Source organism: Mycolicibacterium lacusdiani, from assembly GCF_021916785.1.
GTDB classification, from domain to species: domain Bacteria; phylum Actinomycetota; class Actinomycetes; order Mycobacteriales; family Mycobacteriaceae; genus Mycobacterium; species Mycobacterium lacusdiani.
In genome coordinates this window covers 828,271-848,444 of the sequence record NZ_JAKCFC010000001.1, presented here as the reverse complement: position 1 = coordinate 848,444, position 20,174 = coordinate 828,271, and the positions used below count along the sequence as shown (strand labels likewise).

At 68.4% G+C, this 20,174-nt stretch carries 18 protein-coding genes; 11 read left to right on the top strand and 7 right to left on the bottom strand.

Annotated features, from left to right (window positions below):
* Positions 1–41: 41 nt before the first annotated feature.
* Positions 42–938: an LLM class flavin-dependent oxidoreductase gene (locus LOK44_RS04160; protein WP_237568971.1), complete on the top strand. Its 897-nt coding sequence runs from the start codon at positions 42–44 to the stop codon at positions 936–938.
* Here the strand turns inward: LOK44_RS04160 and LOK44_RS04155 are convergent.
* On the bottom strand, positions 935–3,442 hold the full coding sequence (locus LOK44_RS04155) for a glycogen/starch/alpha-glucan phosphorylase (protein WP_237568757.1): 2,508 nt from the start codon (positions 3,440–3,442) through the stop codon (positions 935–937). The two genes, LOK44_RS04160 and LOK44_RS04155, sit on opposite strands and share 4 nt — an antisense overlap.
* 90 nt (positions 3,443–3,532) lie before the next feature.
* Positions 3,533–4,273 carry an SDR family NAD(P)-dependent oxidoreductase gene (locus LOK44_RS04150; RefSeq protein ID WP_237568756.1) on the bottom strand — a complete coding sequence of 247 codons (741 nt, stop codon included), beginning with the start codon at positions 4,271–4,273 and terminating at the stop codon, positions 3,533–3,535.
* Between the two features lie 97 nt (positions 4,274–4,370).
* On the opposite strand from LOK44_RS04150, the gene LOK44_RS04145 reads away from it, so the two are divergent.
* From LOK44_RS04145 to LOK44_RS04120, 6 genes are all read left to right on the top strand, one after another.
* A complete protein-coding gene (locus LOK44_RS04145) occupies positions 4,371–4,907 on the top strand; it encodes a hypothetical protein (protein WP_237568755.1) in 537 nt (178 codons plus the stop codon).
* An 86-nt stretch (positions 4,908–4,993) separates the two neighbouring features.
* Positions 4,994–5,737 (top strand): potassium channel family protein, encoded by a 744-nt coding sequence (locus LOK44_RS04140; protein ID WP_237568754.1) that lies wholly within the window; start codon positions 4,994–4,996, stop codon positions 5,735–5,737.
* Positions 5,734–6,807, top strand: a complete 1,074-nt coding sequence (locus LOK44_RS04135; RefSeq protein ID WP_237568753.1) for an NAD(P)H-dependent amine dehydrogenase family protein — start codon at positions 5,734–5,736, stop codon at positions 6,805–6,807. Before LOK44_RS04140 ends, LOK44_RS04135 begins: the two co-directional genes overlap by 4 nt.
* Position 6,808: 1 nt before the next feature.
* A complete protein-coding gene (locus tag LOK44_RS04130) occupies positions 6,809–8,590 on the top strand; it encodes an Hsp70 family protein (protein WP_237568752.1) in 1,782 nt (593 codons plus the stop codon).
* Between the two features lie 11 nt (positions 8,591–8,601).
* Positions 8,602–10,347, top strand: coding sequence for an acyl-CoA dehydrogenase family protein (locus LOK44_RS04125; protein ID WP_237568751.1), 1,746 nt, complete (start codon positions 8,602–8,604; stop codon positions 10,345–10,347).
* Between the two features lie 55 nt (positions 10,348–10,402).
* Complete coding sequence (locus LOK44_RS04120; RefSeq protein WP_237568750.1) at positions 10,403–11,374, top strand: GlxA family transcriptional regulator; 972 nt, start codon at positions 10,403–10,405, stop codon at positions 11,372–11,374.
* A gap of 3 nt (positions 11,375–11,377) precedes the next feature.
* Here the strand turns inward: LOK44_RS04120 and LOK44_RS04115 are convergent, their stop codons facing one another.
* Positions 11,378–12,460, bottom strand: coding sequence for a class I SAM-dependent methyltransferase (locus LOK44_RS04115; RefSeq protein WP_237568749.1), 1,083 nt, complete (start codon positions 12,458–12,460; stop codon positions 11,378–11,380).
* Positions 12,461–12,505: 45 nt separating this feature from the next.
* Here LOK44_RS04115 and LOK44_RS04110 point away from each other — a divergent pair, with 45 nt between their 5' ends.
* Positions 12,506–13,240 carry an SHOCT domain-containing protein gene (locus tag LOK44_RS04110; protein WP_237568748.1) on the top strand — a complete coding sequence of 245 codons (735 nt, stop codon included), beginning with the start codon at positions 12,506–12,508 and terminating at the stop codon, positions 13,238–13,240.
* Here the strand turns inward: LOK44_RS04110 and LOK44_RS04105 are convergent, their stop codons facing one another.
* Positions 13,241–13,864 (bottom strand): MBL fold metallo-hydrolase, encoded by a 624-nt coding sequence (locus LOK44_RS04105; protein ID WP_237568747.1) that lies wholly within the window; start codon positions 13,862–13,864, stop codon positions 13,241–13,243.
* On the bottom strand, positions 13,861–14,946 hold the full coding sequence (locus tag LOK44_RS04100; protein ID WP_237568746.1) for an S-(hydroxymethyl)mycothiol dehydrogenase: 1,086 nt from the start codon (positions 14,944–14,946) through the stop codon (positions 13,861–13,863). The genes LOK44_RS04105 and LOK44_RS04100 overlap by 4 nt, the downstream gene beginning before the upstream one ends.
* Positions 14,947–15,125: 179 nt before the next feature.
* Here LOK44_RS04100 and LOK44_RS04095 point away from each other — a divergent pair, with 179 nt between their 5' ends.
* The 3 genes from LOK44_RS04095 to LOK44_RS04085 all read left to right on the top strand — a co-directional run bounded on the left by LOK44_RS04095 (position 15,126) and on the right by LOK44_RS04085 (position 17,653).
* On the top strand, positions 15,126–16,193 hold the full coding sequence (locus tag LOK44_RS04095; protein ID WP_237568745.1) for a class I SAM-dependent methyltransferase: 1,068 nt from the start codon (positions 15,126–15,128) through the stop codon (positions 16,191–16,193).
* Between the two features lie 12 nt (positions 16,194–16,205).
* On the top strand, positions 16,206–17,030 hold the full coding sequence (locus LOK44_RS04090) for a serine hydrolase domain-containing protein (RefSeq protein WP_237568744.1): 825 nt from the start codon (positions 16,206–16,208) through the stop codon (positions 17,028–17,030).
* A 110-nt stretch (positions 17,031–17,140) separates the two neighbouring features.
* Positions 17,141–17,653: a DUF3145 domain-containing protein gene (locus LOK44_RS04085; protein WP_237568743.1), complete on the top strand. Its 513-nt coding sequence runs from the start codon at positions 17,141–17,143 to the stop codon at positions 17,651–17,653.
* Between the two features lie 35 nt (positions 17,654–17,688).
* On the opposite strand, the gene LOK44_RS04080 is transcribed toward LOK44_RS04085, so the two are convergent.
* Positions 17,689–18,582, bottom strand: coding sequence for a diacylglycerol kinase (locus tag LOK44_RS04080; protein WP_237568742.1), 894 nt, complete (start codon positions 18,580–18,582; stop codon positions 17,689–17,691).
* Positions 18,579–20,159: an FAD-binding oxidoreductase gene (locus tag LOK44_RS04075; protein WP_237568970.1), complete on the bottom strand. Its 1,581-nt coding sequence runs from the start codon at positions 20,157–20,159 to the stop codon at positions 18,579–18,581. Before LOK44_RS04075 ends, LOK44_RS04080 begins: the two co-directional genes overlap by 4 nt.
* Positions 20,160–20,174: the final 15 nt, after the last annotated feature.

The following is a 20,174-nucleotide window of genomic DNA, read 5'->3' as shown; positions in this document are numbered from 1 at the left end:
CCGACACCCGCGGACTCGACATCGGGGTGTACGTCCCGCAGATGGGGTTCTCGTTCGACGACGTCCTGCACCGCGCCCTGCGCTGCGAGGACCTCGGCATCGGATCGCTGTGGCTCTACGACCACATGTACGGCCCAGGCGTGCCCAACATCCCGTCGCTCGAGGCGTGGACGCTGGCTACCGCCCTGCTGGCCCGCACCGAGCGACTGCGGGTCGGACACATGGTGCTGTGCAACCAGTTCCGTCACCCCGCGGTCCTCGCGAAGATGGTCACCACACTCGACCAGATCTCGGGCGGCAGGCTGGAACTCGGCATCGGCAGCGGATCGATCGAAGACGAGCACCGGCGCATGGGCATGGAGTGGGGCACGTTCGGTGAACGGTCCGAGCGGCTCGGCGAGACGCTCGAGATTCTGCACCAGGCGCTCGGGAACGGGACCGTCGACTTCCAGGGCAAGCACTTCACGGTCACCGGCATGCCGATCGTGCCGGGCCCGGTGCAGCGGCCGCGCCCGCCCATCGTCGTCGGCGGAGTCGGCGAGAAGTTCACCCTGCCGCTCGTCGCGCGCTACGCCGACGTGTGGAACGTGCCGACGTACGCCCTCGACGATCTCGACCGCAAGCTCGACCTCCTGCGATCGGCCTGCGCCGACGTCGGTCGCGACGTCGCCGAGATCGTGCTGTCGGTAGAGGCCGTCATGGCGCTCGCGCCCGACGACGCCGCACTACCCGGCGTCCGGTCACTGGCCGAGAAGCGGTTCGGCGGACCGGGTTTCGGCCTCCGCGAGGGTGGCCTGGTGGGCACACCGGGGCACGTCGTCGACCGCATCCACGAACTCGCGGCGATGGGCTTCGGGCAGGTCGTGCTGTTCACCCACGACCGTGCGTCCGACCAAACCCTGGACCTGTTGGCGGCCGAGGTGATCGCGGCGCTCTAGTCGGCGCCGTGCGTCACCGTCACCGGGCCAACGTTCCAGATGTCGTCGCAGTACTCCGCAATCGCCCGGTCCGACGAGAACTTGCCGCTTCGCGCGGTGTTGAGGATCGACATCCGCGACCAGGCGTCGGGGTCCTGCCACGCCGCGGCGACCCGGTCCTGGCACTCGACGTAGGCCGCGTAGTCGGCCATGACGAGGAACGGGTCGGAGTTGGTGAGGTTCTCGACGAGCGGCCGGAACACCTCGGTGTCGCCGTGGGAGAACTGGCCCGAGGAGATGAGGCCCAGCACCGCCTTCAATTCGTCGTCGCGCTCGACGTACTCGGCGGGGCGGTAGCCGTCGCGCTTGACCTGCTCGACCTCCGATTCGGTCAACCCGAACAGGAAGAAGTTCTCGGCCCCGGCCTCTTTGCGGATCTCGACGTTGGCACCGTCGAGCGTGCCGATCGTCAGTGCCCCATTGAGCATGAACTTCATGTTGCCGGTGCCCGACGCCTCCTTGCCAGCGGTCGAGATCTGCTCGCTGAGGTTGGCGGCCGGGTAGATCAGGTGCGCGCTCTGCACGTTGAAGTTCGGCACGAACACGACCTTCATGTGCCTGCTGACCTCGGGATCGTTGTTGACCGTCTCGCCGACCGCGTTGATCAGCTTTATGATCCGCTTCGCCATGAAGTAACCGGGCGCCGCCTTGCCGCCGAAGACGTAAGCCCGCGGCGCGATCTCGAGGCCGGGATTCTGCTTCAACCGCAGGTACTGCCGGATGATGTGCAGCACCGACAGGTGTTGACGCTTGTACTCGTGGATCCGCTTGACCTGGATGTCGAACATCCAGGTGGGGTCCAACTCGACCCCGGTCGTCGAATTCAGGTACTCCGAGAGCCGAGACTTGTTCGCCCGCTTGACATCACGCCACTGCTGGCGGAACTCGGGATCCTCGACGAACGCCTCGAGCCCACGCAGGCGGTCGAGATGGGTGAGCCACCCGTCGCCGATCGTCCGGTCCAGCAGCGAGCGCAGGCCGGGATTCGACAGGGCCAGGAAGCGGCGCGGCGTCACCCCGTTGGTCTTGTTGGAGAACCGCTCGGGCCACAACTCGTAGAAGTCCTTGAGCACGCTCGCCTTGAGCAGATCCGAGTGCAGGGCCGCGACGCCGTTGATGGCGTGGCTGCCGACCGTCGCGAGATGGGCCATCCGCACGGTGTGCCCGCCGTCCTCACCGATCAGCGACATGCGCCGCACGCGGTCGACGTCACCCGGGAAGTGCGCCCGCACCTCGTCGAGGAAGCGGCTGTTGATCTCGTAGATGATCTCCAGGTGTCGGGGCAGTGACTCCCGGAACAGCCCCAGCGGCCACTTCTCCAGCGCCTCTGGCAGCAGGGTGTGGTTGGTGTAGCCGAACGTCGCCACCGTGATCCGCCAGGCCTCGTCCCAGTCGAGCCTGCGGTCGTCGACCAGAATCCGCATCAGTTCGGCCACGCCGATCGAGGGATGAGTGTCGTTGAGCTGCAACGCGAAACGTTCGGGCAGATCGTGCAGCGACGCGTCGGCCAGATCGTCCATGATGTGGACGACGTGCTGCAGCGAGCACGACACGAAGAAGTACTGCTGCAGCAGCCGGAGCCGCTTGCCTGCCTCGGGTTCGTCGTTGGGGTAGAGCACCTTCGTGACGGTCTCCGACGTCACCTCTGCCTCGACGGCGCGGTAGTAGTCGCCGTCGTTGAAGGCGTCGAGCGCGAACGATTCGACGGCGCGCGCACTCCACAGCGTCAGCGTGTTGCACGTGTGCACGCCGTAGCCCTGGATCGGAGTGTCGTACGCGACGCCCTTGATGACCTGCTTCGGCCACCACCGCACGCGTACGGCGCCATGGTCGTCGACGTACTGCTCGGTGTGGCCACCCCAGTTGACCAGATAGTTGACGTCGGGCTTGGCAATCTCCCAGGGGTTCCCGTTGGCCAACCAGTTGTCGGTCAGCTCGACCTGCCAGCCGTCGGAGAACTCCTGCCGGAAGATGCCGAACTCGTAGCGGATGCCGTAGCCGATCGCCGGTCGCTCCAGGGTGGCCAACGAGTCCAGGTAGCAGGCGGCGAGCCTGCCGAGGCCGCCGTTGCCGAGTCCCGGTTCCGGTTCGCACGCGAGCACCTCCTCGAGATCCTGGCCGAGCGCGGACAGTGCGGCGCCCGCTGCGGCCTCGATGCCGAGGTTCAGCAGGTTGTTCCCGAGCTGAGGACCCATCAGGAACTCGGCCGACAGGTAGCAGGTCACCTTCTTGCCGAGGTCGAGCGACGTCTGCGTCGAGGCGACCCGGTTGTCCTGCATGCGGTCGCGCACCGCGAGGGCGAGCGCGCGGTAGTAGTGCTCGGGCTTGAGCGCAGCAGCGGGTCGACCGATCGAGTACCGCAGGTGATCGGTGATCGCCTCCTGGAGGTCCGCGGCGTCCAAGCCGGTCCGCACGTGCGAAGCGTCTGCCGGGAACTCGGTGGGGGTTTGTACGACGTCGGTCACCGCGCGATTGTGGCAGTGATGCGTGCACTTGGCAGGGTCAACGGACGACGGCCACGTGAACGCAGCCCGACGACGGTCCGCCGCGGGGCGTCAGCCTGCACCCTTGCCGTTGTCGACCCGGTAGACCGCGCCGTGGATGGCCGCCGCGTCGTCACTGGCGAGGAACGCGATGGTCTTGGCGACGTCGACGGTCTCCATGAAGCCGCGCGGCGAGGCGATGCGCATGATGAGGTCCCAGTCGGCGTTGTCCGGTGCGGCGAACTCGGTGGTCTGCGCGGTGGGCATGCCGCCCGGGCAGACGGCGTTCACGCGCAGCTTCTCCTTGGTGAACTCGATCGCCATCGCGCGAGTCAGTCCGATGAGCCCGTGCTTGGCCGCGCAGTACCCGGCTGAGTACACCTCGCCCTCGACGCCGGCGATCGAGCTGACGTTGACGATGTTGCCGCCGGCCGACAGCAGGTGCGGCAGAGCGGCGCGAGACAGGTAGAACGGGCCGTGCAGGTTGACGGCGAGGTCGCGTTCCCAGTCCTCGTCGGTCATGGTCGAGGTGTGTCGCATCTGGTGGAAGCCCGCGACGTTGACCAGGACGTCGAGCCTGCCGAACGCCTCGACGCACTCCTCGACGGCCTGGCGGCACGCCGCCGACGAGGTGACGTCGACCGACGAGTACCGGCCTCCCGGAACGTCGGCGAACACCTCGGTCATCCGGTCGGCGTCACGGGCGATGCCGAACACCGATGCTCCCCGTTGCGCGAACAGTGTGGCCGTCGCGGCGCCCAATCCGGCCGATGCCCCGGTGATCAGGGCGACTTTGCCCTCGAGTGTCGTCATCGCGACAGTCTGCTCTTCGCGCAAGCGCTCATCGACGCAACCCCCTCACGGAGGCAAACGGCGGACGTTGCTGGACTTCGCTGCGATACTGCTGGGCATGAGGTTCACCCGCACCCTCGCCGTCGTCGCCACTGCACTGGCCACCGCTGCGCTCGGGTTCGCCGGCCCCGCCCGCGCCGACCAGGTCATGGAGGGCGTCTACGGCTACACCCAGGGCGACGTGGTCGCCGACTGGGTGATCTACCCCAGCTGCGTGCCCACCGTCGGCGACCTGCGGGTGAACCTGGAGCTGCCGGTCGCGTGCCGGCTGCACGTCGCCGCGAACCCGTCGACCAAGGTCGCAGGCGGCGACGCCCGGCTCACCAACGGCGTGTGGACGTTCTCGACGAACAAGAAGGACGGCCTGACGTGTCCCGACGGCGCAACCACGGCGCCGATCGTGGAGACGTACGAATTCGACGACCGCACGATGTCGGGCACCCGCTCGGTGTCCTTCAGCGACGTGTGCGACGGCCAGGTAGCGGCGAACATCCTGACCTACCCGTTCACGCTGGCGTACAAGGGTCCGCTGCCGATCCCCGTCGACCGCTACCCGCTGTACTGCGAGCCGGGCGGACTGAAGAGGTGCTTCTGAGGGACGGTCAGATGGGCGCAACCCTCCCCGGTTAGTGTCGCTGCGTGATCGATGGGCAAACCCGGTTGACGCGGTACGAGCGCCGGATGGAATGGCCACTGGCCATTGCGGCGATGGCGTTCCTGATTCTCTTCTCCGTCGATGTACTCAGTGAACCGACCGGCGCATTCAAGACCGCCGTGGATGTTGCGCTGTGGACGACCTACGCGACCTTCGCGGTCGATTACATGGCGCGTCTGTGCTTGGCGAAACCGCGTTTGAGATGGTTCGTTCGCCACCTGTTCGATCTGGCCATCATTGCGCTGCCGGCCCTACGGCCACTCCGACTCCTCAGTCTCGCCGTCGTCATCAAGGCGCTGCAGCGGGTCGTCGGACAGACCATCCGAGGCAGGGTCATCGTCTACACCGTATTCGGTGCGGCAATCATCATCTACGCGTCGGCACTGGCGATGCTGGACGCTGAACGCGGATCCAATCCCAACATCGTCAACTTCGGTGACGCCCTGTGGTGGTCCTTCACCACCGTGACGACCGTCGGTTACGGCGACACAGTGCCGACCACCTTCGTGGGTCGGCTCGTCGCGGTGGCACTAATGGTGGCGGGGGTCAGCCTGTTGGGTGTCGTCACCGCCACGCTTGCGTCCTGGATCGTCGAACGCGTCGCTGAAGAAGACACCGCGCAGAAGGCAGCTACGGCAGCCCAGCTCGAGGAGTTGCGTCGAGAGATCCGCGAGTTGGTGGACTCGAACCATCATCAGGCTCCGCGCGCCTATGGTGAATCCGATGGCCGAGGCCGGACCAACTCGACGGAAGGCAGTGGCGACGCATGACCAAGCGAGTCGTGGTCTGGGGAACGGGCTTCGTGGGCAAGATGGTGATCGCCGAGATCGCCAGGCACCCCTTCTTCGAACTGGTCGGGGTCGGCGTGACCAACCCCGGCAAGGTCGGCTGCGACGTCGGCGAACTGTGTGGGCTCGACGAACCATTGGGGTTGGCCGCCACCGACGACGTCGACGCGCTGATCGCCCTGCGGCCCGACGCGCTCGTGCACTACGGGCCCACCGCGGCGCAGGCAGACGACAACATCGCACTGATCACGCGGTTCCTGCGAGCCGGCATCGACGTCTGTTCGACGTCGATGACGCCGTGGGTGTGGCCGGCGATGAAGCTGAATCCGCCGAACTGGATCGAGCCGATCAGCCAGGCGTGCGAGGCCGGCCAGTCGTCGTGCCTGACCACCGGCATCGACCCCGGCTTCGCCAACGACCTCTTCCCGATGACGCTGATGGGCCTATGCGGCGAAGTGCGCAAGGTCCGCGCATCCGAGCTGCTCGACTACACCAACTACGAGGGTGACTACGAGTTCGAGATGGGCATCGGCAAGCCGCCCGAGCACCGACCCCTGCTGGAGAACAAGGACATCCTCGTCTTCGCCTGGGGCGCAACGGTTCCGATGATCGCCCACGCAGCGGGCATCGAACTCGACGAGATCACCACCACGTGGGACAAGTGGGTGACGCCGGTCGAGGTCAAGTCGGCCAAGGGGGTCATCGAGCCGGGCAACGTCGCTGCCGTCCGCTTCACCATCAACGGAGTCTTCAACGGCGAGACGCGAATTCAGCTCGAACACGTCAACCGCGTTGGCGCCGACTCGGCGCCCGACTGGCCCACCGGCAACGACGTCGACGTCTACCGCGTCGAGATCGAAGGCAGCCCGAGCATCACCCAGGAGACCGCATTCCGCTTCACCGACGGATCCGGGCGCGACGCGGCGGCCGCCGGCTGCCTCGCCACCGGCATGCGCGCCCTCAACGCGGTCCCCGCCGTGAACGACCTACCGCCGGGGTGGGTCACGGCACTGGATCTCCCGCTCATCGCGGGCACCGGCACGATTCGCTGACGTGACCGACGGCCTGGGCCTCTCGATCGGAGCCACGAATCTCACCGCCGTGGCGGTCGGCCGGGCGGCCGTGCGGCGCAGCGCCGTCCTCACCCTGTACCCGCACCGACCGCCGGAAGTCGGTGTCCCCAGCGAGAACCCGAATCTCGCCGAACGCGGTCTGATCCTCACCGACTTCGTCGACAGGGTGGGGGACCCCGTGGGGCTGTTGGCCCCTGACGGCTCGAGCCATCGCGCCGACGTCTTGCTCGCAGATGCGCTACGGGCCATGCTGCGCTCGGTCGACTCCGGCGCAGGGGGTGAGCCGGTCGGCATCGCCTACCCGGCGCACTGGCGGCCCCCTGCCGTCGAAGCCCTGCGCGGCACGCTGCTCAGCATGCCGGAGTTCCGTGCGCCCCGTCAGGTGGACCTGCGCCCCGACGCCACGGCTGCGCTGACCGCCCTACAGCAGCAACCGGGCGTACCGGCGCGGGGGGTGATCGCCGTGTGCGACTTCGGCGGCACCGGTACCAGCATCACGCTCGCCGACGCGGCGAACGGATTCGCTCCTCTCGCGCCGACCGAACGCCATCTCGACTTCTCCGGTGACCAGGTGGACCAGGCGCTGCTCACCCACGTCGTAGGCGGCCTGTCGTCGGCGGGATCGCTTGACCTGACCGGAACCTCGGCCATCGGATCGCTCACGCGGCTGCGGGCCCAGTGCCGTGCCGCCAAGGAGCGTCTGTCGACGGCATCGGTCACGGCACTCGCCGCCGACCTGCCCGGGCACGGCGGCGACATCCGGGTCACTCGCACCGAACTCGACGAGGCGATCCGAGAACCCCTCGCCGCGTTCGTCGAAGAGCTGCAGCAGACGTTGCAGCGCATCGGGATTCGACCCGCTGACCTGGCGGCCGTTGCGACCGTCGGCGGCGGTGCCCGCATCCCGCTGGTGACGACGACGCTGTCGGAGAACCTCCGGGTGCCCATCATCACCGGCGCCCATCCCGAACTCGCCGCCGCGATCGGCGGGGGACTGCTCGCCGTGCGCGGCACCGTCGTCGAGGACGCCACCTCGATGGCGCCGGCTGCCGGTGCCGCGGCAGCCGCCGCCGTGGCCGCAGCTGGTGCGGGAGCAGCATCGGCCGTCGCGGGAGAGGCGACCCAGTCCAGCGACTCTCGCGCGCTTGCCTGGTCGGACGCCGACGACGTCCCGGACGTGGCCCCGTCCGAGGCGTACGAACCCCAGGCCTACCAACCGCAGCCCTACGAGCCCGACGCCGGTGAAAGTGCCCGCCCGCGGCTCGCCTTCGCCGAGACCGAGGAGCCCGAGCAGGAGCGGCGCCGGGCGTGGTACCGAAACCCGTTCGCGGTCATGGCGATCGCGCTGGCGGTGGTCCTCGCCGCGATCGGTGCCGCCGTCCTGCTCACCCGCAGTGACGACGAGCCGTCATCGCCGTCGGACCCCACCACGACCACCTCGCCACCGGCACCCACCCCGGTGCCCGAGAGCACCGTGCCCGCGCCCGCGCCTGCGCCGGACGAACCGGGTGCGGACCGCGCGCCGCCCGCGCAACGGACAGTGACCCGGCAACCCGCGCCGCCACCCGCACCCGAGGCTCCGCCGCCGAGTACCGAACCACCGCCTCCTCCACCGTCGACGGAACCCCCGCCGCCGCCTCCGCCGTCGACCGAGCCGCCGCCACCGCCGCCGTCGACCCAACCACCGATCATCCCGACACTGCCGTACCCCACCATCCCCGGCCTGCCGTTCGTCCCCGCACCGGTACTGCCCGCGCCCTAGAAAGGAACCCCGTGACCGACACCGACGGTCTGCTCTTCGACCCGCACACCTACGACCCGCAGGAGTTCGACGCCGAGACGCGTCGGCTGCTGCGCGCGACCATCGACTTCTTCGAGGGCCAAGGCAAGAAGCGCATCCTCGACGACGACCTCAAGGCGCAATGGCCCGCCGTGTTCGTCGAATTCGTCAAGCGCGAGAAGCTGTTCGCGACCTTCCTGACCCCTTCGGAGTTCGCCGACGGGAACCCGGACAAGCGGTGGGACGGCGCACGCAACGCCGCACTCGCCGAGATCCTTGGGTTCTATGGCCTCACGTACTGGTACACCGAGCAGGTCACCATCCTCGGGCTCGGGCCGGTGTGGCAGAGCGAGAACAAGGACGCCAAGCTGCGCGCCGCCGACGATCTCGACGCAGGCGAGGTGTTGGCCTTCGGGCTGTCCGAGCGAGAGCACGGCGCCGACGTCTACAGCACCGACATGGTGCTGACCCCGGCGAGCGAGGAAGACCGCGCCAACGGCATCCTCTACCGGGCGTCGGGGGAGAAGTACTACATCGGCAACGGCAACGTCGCGAGCCTGGTGTCGGTGTTCGGCAGGCGCGGTGACGTCGAAGGCCAGGACGCCTACGTCTTCTTCGCCGCCGACAGCCGCCAGGAGGACTACCACCTGATCGACAACGTCGTGCACATGCAGATCTACGTGAGCACGTTCCGGCTGGAGAACTATCCCGTGCGTGCCGAGGACATCCTGCACACCGGTGTCGAGGCGTTCAGTGCCGCACTCAACACCGTCAACGTCGGGAAGTTCAACCTGTGCTCGTCGTCGATCGGGATGACGGAACACGCCTTCTACGAGGCCATCACCCACGCACAGAACCGCATCCTCTACGGCAACCCCGTCACCGACTTCGGCCACGTCCGGGTCAACTTCGTCGACGCCTACTCGCGCATGATCGCGATGAAGGCGTTCAGCCGACGCGCCGTCGATTACTTCCGCAGCGCGAGCCTGGACGACCGGCGCTACCTCCTGTTCAATCCCATGACCAAGGCCAAGGTCACCATGGAGGGCGAGACGGTGATGCGGTCGCTGCACGACGTCATCGCGGCCAAGGGCTACGAGAAGAACACGATGTTCCGCGAGGTCGCGCAGCTCATCGGCTGCCTCCCGCGGCTGGAGGGCACCGTCCACGTCAACGTCGGCCTGGTGCTCAAGTTCATGCCGAACTACATGCTCAATCCCCGGGAGTACCCGGCCATCCCGACCCGCAACGATCCCGCCGACGACGTCTTCTTCTGGCAGCAGGGGCCGACCCGCGGAGCCGGCCAGGTCCAGTTCGCCGACTGGACCCCGGTCTACGAACGCCACGCCCACATCCCCAACGTCGCAGTCTTCTACGACCAGGCCCTAGCGTTCCGCGAGTTGCTCGTCACCGCCGCACCCGATGCGGCGCAGGCCAAGGACCTCGACTTCATGCTCGACGTCGGCCATCTGTTCTCACTCATCGTGTACGGCCAGCTGATCCTCGAACAAGCCGAGCTGACCGGTCTCGACGGCGACATCGTGGATTCGATCTTCGACTTCCAGGTCCGCGACTTCAGCGCCTATGCGGTTGCGCTGCACGGCAAGCCGACCTCGACCGAGGCGCAGCAGAGCTGGGCGCTCGGAGCCGTCCGCAAGCCGGTTCCCGACGGGGAGCGGTTCGACCGCGTGTGGCAGCGGGTCAGGTCCTACGACGGCGCCTACGAGATGGCACCCTGACTAGATCCTGTATCGGCAACGCTATCTTGCCACGACGTCTGGTAGCCTTCGAGGCGTGCACACCGTCGCCGTCCTCGCGCTGCCCGACGTCGTCGCCTTCGATCTCTCGACTCCCGTGGAGGTGTTCGGTCGCGCGGAGTCGCCCGACGGCGGGCCCGGCTACCGAATCCTGGTGTGCGGCAGCGCACCCGAGGTGGACGCGGGACCCATGCGGATCGCCACCGATCATGGGCTCGACGCGCTGGAGTTCGCCGACACCGTCATCGTGCCCGGTCGCAACGACGTCTCCACTCCGCCGCCGCCCCAGGTGCTCGACGCCCTGCGCGCCGCCCACGCCGTCGGCACGCGGGTGGCCTCCATCTGTTCGGGTGCGTTCACGCTGGCCGACGCGGGACTGCTCGACGGGCGACGAGCGACCACGCATTGGGTGGCCACCGAGGCATTCAGGGCGAGATACCCCAGCGTCCTTCTCGAGCCCGACGTGCTCTACGTCGACGACGGGGACGTGCTGACCTCGGCCGGCGCGTCGGCGGGTCTCGACCTCTGCCTGCACATGGTGCAGCGCGACCATGGTGCGGCCGCCGCCGCCCAGGCTGCCCGGCTTGCGGTGGCGCCCTTGCACCGCACCGGCGGACAGGCCCAGTTCATCGTCCGCAACCTCGCGTCGGTGACCATCGCCCACGCCATGGGCAGGCGCACCGAACTCGACGGCGTTCTCGAGTGGATCGAGCAGGAGGCGCACCGCGACCTGGCCCTCGGCGACATCGCCGCCCACGCGTCGGTCAGCATCCGCACGCTCAACCGGCGCTTCCAGTCCGAGACGGGGCAGACCCCGATCCAGTGGCTGGCGGGGGTGCGCGTGCGGCACGCCCAGCAGATGCTCGAGACCACCGATCTGGGCGTCGAACGGATCGGCAGGGAGGTCGGCTTCACGTCGCCGGCCAACTTCCGCGAGCAGTTTCGACGGCTCGCCGGGGTGTCGCCGCAGGGGTATCGCAGCACCTTCCGTGAGCGCGCCGCGTCCTGAGAGTCAGTCGTCGGTGCGGTTGCGCTTCTCGAGCACCAACAGCGCCAACGGAATTCGTATCCGCTGCGGCGCGGCGGCCAAGCGGCTGGCGATGCCCGACTCCAGCCGATCGAAGAACGGTTCGACCGGGCGGTCCTGATCGAGTGCCTCGGCGAGCGTCGGGAACAGCGCGTTGCGCAGGAATGCCGCCCACTGCAGTCCGAACGCATCGGCCTTCCCATCGGCCTGGTACTGCTTCCAGAACCTGTCCTCTGCGTCGAACAACTCCATGTGGATGATCGACAGCTTCTCGAACGTGCCCGAGGGCGCGAAGGGTGACTCGAAGTCCTTGCCGGTGCGGCCCACGATCGGGATGGCCATCCGTGCGTGCTCGTCGGCGCCGATCACTGCGTCGCCCTCGAATTCGGCGAGCGTGTCTCCCATCGCGTCGAGCAGCGGCCCGAACCCCAGCTGACCGTCCTCGTCCACCCCAAGGGTCAGCACGACCAACCGGCCACCCGGAGCGAGTTCGCGACCGCGGAACGCCACGAACTCGTGCCAGTCATAGGCAGCCCGCTTCGCATGCGCACGGCGGACGCCGTCGTCCCCGCTGTAGGCGGCCAGCAGGTGATCTCCGACCGGCATCGGATCCCCACCCATCCACTGCAGCGCCCACGACGACCAGGCCAGGTTCACGCTGTTCGACGGCAGGATCTGCCCGTAGTACGAGCGGCCGACCGCCGACGCGAACGCCGCCTTGTCGCGCTGCAGGTAGCTGTCCGGGTCGTCGCTGAGCGTGCGGAACAGCGCGGTGAAGTCATTGTCCGGCACGTCGGTGTGGGTCACCAGGATGGAGTGCTCCGGCCGGGTCCGCTTGCGCAACACCGCGATCGCCGCACACACCGGCAGCACCGAGTTGTGACCGGTGCCCGCCCCGTAGTCGGCGATCACGATCGGCCGCGGGACGCGCGGGATCGGCACCACCTCGGCGGCCTGCTCGAAAAGACTTATCGCCTCCTGCAATCCGGCAGCCTGCAGCCGCGAGGCAGCGCTGTACCAGGCGCTGTCCTTGGGCTCCGGCCGCACCACGTTGCTGGACTCCGGCATGAGGAAACGTTAGCTCCAAATCCGGGGTCGTGACAGACTGCGGCCATGAATCGGGCAACCGCGGCACGCGTGCTCACCGTGATGGCGGTGGTGGCGTTGCTCGGCTCGCTCGTCGGGTTCATCGCCACGATGGTCCTCAACGCCTTCGTCTTCGACGAGTACGACGCCTATGGCGAGGTGAGCATCCCCGGCTCGGACACCGTGTACCTCCCCGAGGGCGAGGTGATCATCACCTTCCACACGTTGGTGATCGGCAGCGGCAGCGGCGGCTTGCCGGTGCCCCAGATGTCCGTCGCCATCGAGCCACCCGACGGAGTCCCGGACCCGGTGCTCACCGAGGACATCGGTGGCACCACGACCGTCAACAACGACGCGCGCGTACGGGTCTGGGTGGCCCAGATCCCCGCCGATGGCACCTACGGGATCACCACCGAGGGGCAGGTGAGTGCCTACGTCAATCCCACGCTGGCCTTCGGCCACGGCACCCCCTACGGCCATCTGCCCGTCGTGTTCGGGGTGGTCTTCGGAATCGCGCTGGTGGATCTGCTCATCGTCCGCGCGTGGGCGGCGAGGATCGCCATGCGTGCGTCGCCGGTCGCGTTCCCTCCGCCGCCGGACGGGTTCCATCCACCGCCGGTCGGCGCCGCCGGTGCCTACGTGCCGACCGACCAGGGCGTCCGCCTCGAACAGCTGAACACTCTTGCCCGCCTGCGTGATTCGGGCGCGCTGACCGAGGACGAGTTCGCGGCCGAGAAGAAGCGGGTGCTGGACGGGCGCTGACTAGTGCCCGCGGGCGACCCACTCGTCGTAGTGCACGATCTCGTCGCCGATGGTCGTGGTGTCGCCGTGGCCCGTATAGACCGCCGTCTCGCCGGGCAGCATGCCGAGGCGTTTCGAGATCGACTCGAGGATGGTCGGGAAGTCGGAGTAGGACCGCCCGGTCGCGCCCGGTCCGCCGTTGAACAGCGTGTCCCCGCTGAACACCGCCTGCAGGTCGGGAGCGAACCAGCACACCGAACCGGGGGAGTGGCCGGGGGTGTGCAGCGCGCGGATCTCCACGCTACCCGCCTGCAGGACGAGCCCGTCCTCGACGCTGCGGAACTCGCTGTCCGGGTGGGTCGTTCGCCAGAGCATGTCGTCGGCGGGGTGCATCAGCACGGGTGCGTCGAGCGCCTTGCCCAACTCGGGCGCCACGGTGATGTGGTCGTTGTGTCCGTGCGTGCAGATCACGGCGACGACGTTGCGTCCCCGCACCGCGTCGATGATCGGCTGCGCGGTGTGTGCGGCGTCGAAGACCACGACGTCGGACTCGTCGCCCACCACCCAGATGTTGTTGTCGACGTCCCAGCTGCCACCGTCGAGTTCGAACGTGCCGCTGGTGACGATCCGCTCGATGTTCGTCACAGGATCACCACGGAACGTAGGACCTCACCGGCGTGCATCTTGTGGAAGGCGTCCTCGATGCCGTCGAGACCGATGCGCTCGGACACGAATCTCTCCAGCGGAAGCCGGCCCTCGCGATACAGGCTGATGAGGGTGGGGAAGTCGCGCTCGGGCAGGCAGTCGCCGTACCAGGATGACTTCAGCGACCCGCCGCGGGAGAAGAAGTCGACCAGCGGCATCTCCAGCGTCATGTCCGGAGTGGGGACACCCACCAGGACCACCGTTCCGGCCAGGTCGCGGGCGTAGAACGCCTGCTTCCACGTCTCGGGCCGCCCGACCGCGTCGATGACGACGTCGGCGCCATTGCCGTCGGTGAGGTCCTGGATGGTCTCGACGACGTCGAGCTCCTTGGCGTTGATCGTGTGCGTGGCGCCGAAGTCACGGGCCCACTCGAGCTTCTTGTCGTCGGTGTCGACCGCGATGATCCGCTTGGCGCCGACGAGTGCGGCGCCGGCGATGGCGGCGTCACCGACGCCACCGCAGCCGATCACCGCGACGGTGTCGTTGCGCTCGACGGCGCCGGTGTTTATTGCCGCGCCGATCCCGGCCATGACCCCGCAGCCCAACAGACCGGCCACGGCGGGGTCGGCCTCCGGATCCACCTTGGTGCACTGGCCCTCGTGCACCAGGGTCTTGTCGGCGAACGCGCCGATGCCCAGCGCCGGAGTCAGTTCGGTGCCGTCGGTCAGCGTCATCTTCTGCGCGGCGTTGTGGGTGTCGAAGCAGTACCACGGCCTGCCGCGCTTGCAGGCCCGGCACTGGCCGCAGACCGCGCGCCAGTTCAGCACCACGAAGTCGCCGGGCTCGACGGCGGTCACGCCGGTGCCCACGGACTCGACGGTGCCCGCGGCCTCGTGGCCGAGCAGGAAGGGGTACTCGTCGTTGATGCCGCCTTCGCGGTAGGTCAGATCGGTGTGGCAGACGCCGCAGGCGATGATGTCCACCACCACCTCGCCGGGACCCGGGTCGGGGATGACGATGTCGACCAGTTCGACGGGCTGCTTCTTGCTCCGGCTGATCACGCCGCGCACTGTCTGACTCATGCCATCAACTTAATGGGTGAGGGTGCTCGCGCACTGGCGGAGTGGAGCGACCCCGTGGAATCCCGGCGCGTACCGCGGCCGTGGGATGGGCCCACCAGCACGAGTGCCGTAGCCGGCGACGCGGGAAATGCGGCATCTTGCCGATTCACGAGGAAGGCGTGGTGGCATAGCGTTTGAGCATGATCACGAGTCGCGACGCCACCAAGACCGAACAGTTCGCGGAACGCGTCGTCGGCGCGATCGACAGCGCAAGCCTGGCCATCCTGCTGTCGATCGGACACCAGACCGGCTTGTTCGACACCATGTCCGACCTGCCCCCGGCCACCAGCACGCAGATTGCCGACGCGGCCGGGCTGAATGAACGCTACGTGCGCGAATGGCTGGGCGGCATCGCCGTCGCCCGAGTCGTGGACTATGACCCCGGAGCCGAGACCTATTCGCTGCCACGAGAACACGCGGCAGTTCTCGTCCGCGCCGCAGGTCCGGACAACCTGGCCCGCGTCGCACAGTTCATCCCGCTGCTCGGAGAGGTCGAGCAGAAGATCCTCGACTGCTTTCGCCGCGGCGGGGGTCTGCCGTACAGCGCCTACCCGCGTTTCCACACTCTGATGGCCGAGGACAGTGGCGAGGTGTTCGACGCGGCCCTCGTAGACGTGATCCTGCCGCTGGTCGACGGTCTGCCCAGCCAATTGGCCGTCGGTGCCGACGCCGCCGACATCGGCTGTGGGAGCGGGCACGCCATCAACTTGATGGCGCAAGCATTTCCAGCCAGCCGCTTCACCGGTATCGACTTCTCCGACGAGGGTCTGGCCGTCGGCCGAGCGGAATCCCAGGCCCTCGGCCTGTCCAACGCATCGTTCGTCGCAAAGGACGTCGCCGAACTGGACGTCGTCGAGGCCTTCGACGTCATCACCGTGTTCGACGCCATCCACGACCAGGCGCAGCCCGCCCGGGTGCTGACCAACATTCACCGCGCTCTGCGGCCGGGCGGGGTCCTGCTGATGGTCGACATCAAAGCGTCGAGTCGGCTGGAGGACAACATCGGCGTGCCGATGGCGTCCTATCTCTACACCGTGTCGACGATGCACTGCATGAGCGTCTCGCTCGGACTCGACGGCGCCGGGCTGGGCACCGTGTGGGGCCGCCAACTCGCGACGTCCATGCTCGCCGACGCTGGCTTCCACGATGTCGACGTCAGCGAAATCGATGGCGACCCGTTGAACTACTACTACGTGTGCCGCAAGTAGAGTCTTGGCGCGATGAACGTGCTGGCTCAGGTCGACGAGTGGCCGGTGCCCAATGCAGCGGCAGCCGCCGTCAGTCCGGTCGGCACGTTGGCCGAGCACGGGGACGTCGACCGGCGTTTCCCGCTTGCGTCGGTGACCAAGCTCCTGGTGGCCCGGGCCGCCCACGTCGCGATCGAGGAAGGCGCGCTCGACCTCGATGCGCCCGCCGGGCCACCTGGCTCCACGGTGCGGCACCTGCTCGCGCACACCTCCGGCCTGTCGATGCGGTCGGCCGACGTGATCGCGACGCCCGGCACCCGGCGCGTCTACTCCAACGAGGGCTTCGCCGTCCTCGCCCGCACGCTGCAGGAGGAGTCGGGCATCGAGTTCGCCGACTATCTGCGCGAGGCGGTGCTCGATCCGCTCGGCATGACGTCGACGACGCTCGCGGGTGGCGTCGAGGAGGCCGGCTACGGCGGGGAGTCGACGACCGCCGACCTCGCCGTGTTCGCGCGGGAACTGCTGCGGCCCGAGCTGGTGTCGCCGCAGCTCCACGGCGAGGCGACGACCGTCCAATTTCCCGGCTTGGCCGGGGTGCTGCCGGGCTTCGGCACGCAGCGGCCCAACGACTGGGGGCTGGGCTTCGAGTTGCGCGACGGCAAGTCGCCGCACTGGACGGGCGCGCAGAACTCGGCAGCGACGTACGGGCACTTCGGTCAGTCGGGCACGTTCCTGTGGGTGGATCCGGCGGCCGACCTGGCCCTCGTCGTCCTCACCGACCGCGACTTCGGCGACTGGACGCAGACCGTCTGGCCGGCGATTTCTGATGGAGTCCTGAGAGATTTCGAAGCACACTAGCGCAACACCGGTCCCACAAGGCACAATAGACACGCACGAAACATCTGCATCAGTTAGGTAACGCCAGGCCGTTGGGGAAGACGTCCCAGGTGGAGCCTTAAGGAGCAGATATGCGTGCGTCGAACCAGTTCGCCGACGCGACGACAGGTGTGGTGTACGTCCACGCCTCACCCGCGGCGGTGTGTCCCCACGTCGAGTGGGCGTTGTCGTCGACCCTGTCGGCGCGCGCCAACCTGAAGTGGACCCCTCAACCCGCCATGCCCGGACAACTCCGCGCCATCACCAACTGGCGTGGACCCGTGGGCACCGGTGCTTCCTTGGCGAACGCACTGCGCGCCTGGTCGGTCCTGCGCTTCGAGGTCACCGAAGACCCCAGTGAGGGCGTCGACGGTCACCGGTGGTGCCACACCCCCCAGCTCGGACTATGGAACGGCGCGATGAGCGCCAACGGCGACGTCATGGTCGGCGAGATGCGCCTGCGCGGACTCATGCGATCGGGCGCCGAAACCCTTGCCGCCGAACTCGACACCGTGCTGGGCACGGCGTGGGACGAGGCGCTCGAGCCGTACCGCGGCGGCGGCGACACCGGCGAGGTCAGCTGGCTGAACCGCGGAGTCGGGTAGCCGACGACATTCGGCTGGGAGTCGGGTAGGCCCCGTCAGCGCGGTCGCAGGATCGTCAGCGCGCCTGCGACCGCCGACACCTCCACCGGTAGCGGACACACCAACTCACCGTCGGCGTAGGCGTTGATGCCCGGGCAGTCGACGGTGATCACCTTTGCCCGCGCCGTGCTCACCTCGTCGAGGTCGACGTGGGTGCCCTTGAAGACCGTTGGGAAGAGTCGAATCAGCTTGGTGCGCGACGCCGATCGCACCATCGTCGCGTCGAGCATCCCGTCGGAGTGGTCGGCGCCCGGGCAGATCAACATTCCGCCGCCGTAGCTCCTGGTGTTGCCGAACGCCGCGAGCGTGAGTTCCGTGACGACTTCCGGGCCACCGTCGAAGGTCAGGCGGAACGGCAGCAGGCGTAGCTGCGACAACTCGGCGACCATCGCGACGTTGTACCGCATCCGGCCGTGCGGCCACCGCATGCGGTTGGTGCGATCGGTGACCAGCGAGTCGAAGCCGGCCGCCATCACCGTGCCGAACCAGCGGTCGGTGCCGTCGGCGCCGCGGATGCGGCCGAGGTCCACGCGTTCGGTCCTGCCGTCGACGATGGCGTCCACGGCTGCCGCGGGATCCCCGGTGGGCAGGCCGAATTCGCGCGCATGGTCGTTGCCGGTGCCTGCCGGGACGATGCCCAGCGGGACGTCGCCAAGAGCCAACGCCTGCAGCGCCACGGAGACGATGCCGTCGCCGCCGACCACCACCAATGCGTCGGTGCCGCGGGCGAGTTCGTCGTCGAGCAGCCTGCGGGCGTGCACGGCATCGCGGCCCACGATCTCGCACACGTCGACACCGCGCTGCTGGAACCGCGCGACGGCTCGCTGCGCGGCGTGCGGCGCGTTGCCGTGCCCCGATGCCGGATTGGTGAGGACGGTGACCCGGTTCACGGAATCAGCTTGCCGGGGTTCATGATTCCCACGGGATCGAGTACGCCCTTCACGGCACGCAGCACCTCGACGCCCAGGTCGCCGATCTCGTCGCGCATCCAGGGGCGGTGATCGGCGCCGACGGCGTGATGGTGGGTGATCGTCGCCCCGCAGCGGACCATCGCGTCCGAGGCCGCGGTCTTGGCGGCGCGCCACTGCTCGATCGCATCGCCCCGTTGCCCGGCGACCACGGTGAAGTACAGCGAGGCGCCGGTCGGGTACACGTGCGAAATGTGGCACATAACCAAGGCGGCCGTCCCCGATTCGGCGAGCGACTCCGTCAGCGCGTCGGTCACAGCGGCCTTGAGCGTCATGACGTTCGACCAGTTGGTGGCAGTCTCCAGGGTCTCGCACAGCGCCCCGGCCGAGAGCAGCGAGTCGCGCAGATACGGTGCACCGAACCGGCCGTGCTCCCAGGCCTTCGCGGGCGCCTCGCCCAGCGACGTGCCGCCGGCAGCCTCGAGTACGGCGCGCGTCTCGGCGTGTCTGCTCTCGGCGTGAGCAGTGGTGCCCTCGAACGCCGTGATGGCAAGGCATCCGCCGGTGACCGTTTGCTCGCCGATCGCCTCGGTGGTGGCCAGGTTGACCCCGGTCTCGGCTTCATCGGACAATCTGATCACCGTCGGCCCGGTGCCGGTCTGCACCACGGCTCGCAGAGCGGATGCGCCCGTTGCGAAGTCGGGGAACGACCACGCCTCGTAGCGCGTCGTCTCGGGGGCTGGGTGAACGCGCACCCGCACCCGGGTGATCACGCCGAAGGTGCCCTCGGAGCCGACGATGAGTTGGCGCAGATCGGGTCCCGCCGCCGAAGCCGGTGCGCGGCCGAGGTCGAGAACGCCTGCGGGAGTCACGAGGCGCAGTCCGCGGACCATGTCGTCGAATCGGCCGTAGCCCGCGGAATCCTGACCCGACGACCGCGTCGCAGCGAACCCGCCGATGGTGGCGAACTGGAAGCTCTGCGGGTAGTGCCCGAGCGAGAACCCGCGTGCGCCGAGCAGCCGTTCGGCGTCGGGGCCAGTCACGCCCGCGCCGAATTCGGCCTCGCCGGAGGTCTCATCGAGATCGTGCAGGGCGTCGAGGCGTCGCAGATCCAGCGAGACGACGGCGTGAAAGTCGCCGCGGAGCGGGTCGAGTCCGCCGACCACGCTTGTGCCGCCGCCGAACGGGACGACGGCGATCCTGCGTTGCGCGCACGTCGCGAGCACCGCGGCCACTTCGTCGTCATCGGCGGGCAGGACGACGGCGTCTGGCGCGTCCTGAACGCCACTATCTCGGCGGCGCAACAGGTCCAGCGTCGACTTCCCGCCCGCGCGCAGCAGCCTGCCGAGGTCGTCGACCACGCAGTGTTCGGTGCCGACGATCTCGCGCAACGCGCCGGCGTCGGCGTCCGAGAGGGCCGACGGGCGCAGTCGGACCTGATCGGCGGTCAGCTCGGTCCGCGGTGTCGTGTCGACGCCGAGTGCCTGGTTCAGCAGGGTGCGAATGCCGTCGGAGAGCGGCTTGGCGGCAGCGGGATCCCCCCAGGCGTTCCACTTCATTGGGGGCATCGACTG